This window comes from Okeania sp., assembly GCF_983059655.1.
The window spans coordinates 2,933-5,807 of sequence record NZ_CEZPJD010000510.1; the positions used below are offsets into that span (position 1 = coordinate 2,933).

Genomic DNA, 2,875 nt, shown 5'->3' on the forward strand with positions numbered 1-2,875 from the left:
TCCCTACTCCCTAAAGTCCTAAAAAAACCACCCATAGGAATGTAAACCTTTACCCAAAAGATTTACCCCTAAATAACATACCCAAACTACAGCAAATCCAGTAGCAGCCAAAATAGCAGGTCTTCGTCCTTGCCATCCTCTAGTAATACGGGCATGGAGATAAGCCGCAAATACCAACCAAGTAATCAAGGCCCAAGTTTCCTTCGGGTCCCAACTCCAATAGGAACCCCAAGCTTCATTGGCCCAAACTGCTCCGGCAATAATCCCAATAGTCAACAAGGGAAATCCTAGGCCAATAATGCGATAACTAACGTTATCTAAAGTTTGGGCAATACTTAAACGTTGAGGAGAAAGAGTTTCCTCTGTCTCGACTACTTGAGTCGGCCTGGCCATTTCTAAAACTGCAGTTTGACTGCGACCATTTGTTATTGATAGAAGAGAAGATTGATGATTATTCTCAATTTCATTCAGGCTAGCTCCCTCTGTTTTAAGTTGCAAATTTTTTGAGAGCTTCACAGAATGATTATTTCTTCCAGAACGAGTGCCAAAGGAACTGCCACTAAGCTCTACTTTTTGGCCACTGGTAACAATTAGAAAAGCGATCGCCAGTAAAGACCCTACCATCAAAGTCGCATAGCTAACCATCATTACACTAACGTGCATCATCAACCAATTAGATTTTAGAGCAGGCACAAGGGGTTCTGATAACTGCATACCAGAGGGCAAAGTTAGGGCAGCAAAAGCAGTAATACCCATTGCCAAGGGAGATGTAAAAACTCCCACCAGGCGACTTCCACTCATATTTTCGGCTATGAGGTGAATAGTAGTAAGTCCCCAAGTCAGGAAAAATAGAGATTCGTACAAATTACTAATGGGAAAATAGCCAGCTTCTAGCCAACGTGCCCCTAATAGGGTTGCAATACAAAGATTAGCAGTTGCAATTCCGGTAGAACCCAAGACCGAGAGATAGGGGATACGAGGAAAAGCAGCACCTACCCAATAAATGAGCATTGTGGCAAACAAGATGGCAAACGAGATATTGTCCAATGAATTTTGGAGTTTGACTAGATCCATTTATTTTTCTCTAATAATATATTTCTGTTGACATTCTCGATCGTGACATATTCCCACACTAAGCTGGCGCTATAGTGTAAGCTCTCTCGTTTCGTAGCCCCGGTATTCCGTCGGGCTCCACGAGTTTTAAGGACGGAATGCCCTGCCGCCCTATTTTTGATATTTATCGCTGCATTCCAGTCGCGGTCTATTACAATACCGCAATGCGGACAAGAATGAGTTCGTATGTTCAATTCTTTGGGGACTTTTTCCCCACAGTTTGAGCAATCCTGGCTAGTATTTTTGGGGTTCACTACTATAGTTTTCTGTCCAGCATTTCCGGCTTTGACAGTTAAAATAGTTAGGAATTGACCCCATCCAGCATCATTAATTGATTTACTCAAACTGGTCTTTGTTAGCCCTTTAATGTTTAAGTTTTCATGGGCGATAATTTCAGCTTTTGATAACAATTCATTAGCTGTTTTGAAGTGAAAGTCTTTACGTTTATCGGCTACCTTTTTATGTTGTTTAGCTACAGCTTTAACAGCCTTGAGCCTCCTTTTACTTCCTTTTTTCTTTCGAGATAAACGTTTTTGCAAAGTCTTTAATCGCTTCTGAGATTTTCGATAGTATTGAGGTATTGGGACAGATTCTCCTTCACTTGTTACTAAGAATTCCTTTAGCCCCATATCGATTCCCAGAGTATTTTCTAATGTAGATTCCACTTCAGTTGTTAAAGCTGGAACTGATTTTTCTTCTAGGGATAAAGTTACATAATAACCATCAGCTTTACGACTAATAGTTACAGTTTTAATTGTCAACCCTTCTGGTATTGGACGATGCTGAATTAACTTTACCTTTCCTATTTTGGGCAAATTAATTTTATTTTCTTCAATACAGTCAAGTTTGATTTGAGGATAAGTCAAACTGCGATAACGTCCTTTTCCCTTAAACCTTGGTTTCCCTAATTTATGTCCATTTTTGTCTGCTTTCAACCATCTATCAAAGGCAAGTTTTACCCGTTTAATGCAATCTTGTAACACCTGAGAATGAATTAGCTTGTACCCAGGAAACTTGTCTTTGGTATTGACCAAATCTCGTTTTTGAGAGTAATAATCAGGGTGCTCTCTTAGTTGAGGAATTGGCATCACCAAGGGGCAGGCGTTAACTGGACAAAGGTTTTCTGACCACCACGAGAACCTTTCACCTAACCGATAGTTATACTGCCGACGCAACAATTCCAACCACAATTCTATGGTGGCTATTTGTTCTTTATTGGGCCTTAATTTATATTGGTAGGCAGTGTGCATAGTGGAAAATTTCCGAGGTTATTGCAAGATAATCATACAAATTTTTCAACTAGGGCGAAAGCTTCTGCTGGGATGGCATACAAATTTAATGGGCATCGAACCTATTCAATTTGTTACCGATTCATCTCAGGCCAAATCTGCATATTATGGCGTGAGGCTTCTCGGCGATTCAGCTAACTACTATTGGCAATGTGCGCGAAAACATCAAATATTTTAGCGTAGTATCGATATTGAATCTTAATCCTAAATCATAATCACCCAATAGGATGAACCAGCTGAAGGATGTGGTTTTCCACGAGTTAGGAGATGATTGAATTGTAGAGCATTAGGTGTATTGAACTATGTATCATTTCAACTTCAGCCAAATCAATACTAGAAGCCAAGAAGTTTATTGTCAACTTTCAGAAGCAATTTATTTATTAGACATAGCAAAGCAAGCATCTTCTGATGCCACAGCTCTTCATTCAATTCAAACAACTATTGAACAATTAATTAATTTACGAAATCGTGTT

2 protein-coding genes are annotated in these 2,875 nt (G+C 39.6%); both read right to left on the bottom strand.

Features of this window, described 5'->3' with window-relative positions; genetic code table 11:
- Nucleotides 1–18 precede the first annotated feature (18 nt).
- Nucleotides 19–1,074 (bottom strand): c-type cytochrome biogenesis protein CcsB, encoded by a 1,056-nt coding sequence (gene ccsB / locus AC3DU7_RS23010; protein ID WP_488041624.1) that lies wholly within the window; start codon nucleotides 1,072–1,074, stop codon nucleotides 19–21.
- Nucleotides 1,065–2,363 carry an RNA-guided endonuclease InsQ/TnpB family protein gene (locus AC3DU7_RS23015; RefSeq protein ID WP_488041625.1) on the bottom strand — a complete coding sequence of 433 codons (1,299 nt, stop codon included), beginning with the start codon at nucleotides 2,361–2,363 and terminating at the stop codon, nucleotides 1,065–1,067. The genes ccsB and AC3DU7_RS23015 overlap by 10 nt, the downstream gene beginning before the upstream one ends.
- Nucleotides 2,364–2,875 lie beyond the last annotated feature (512 nt).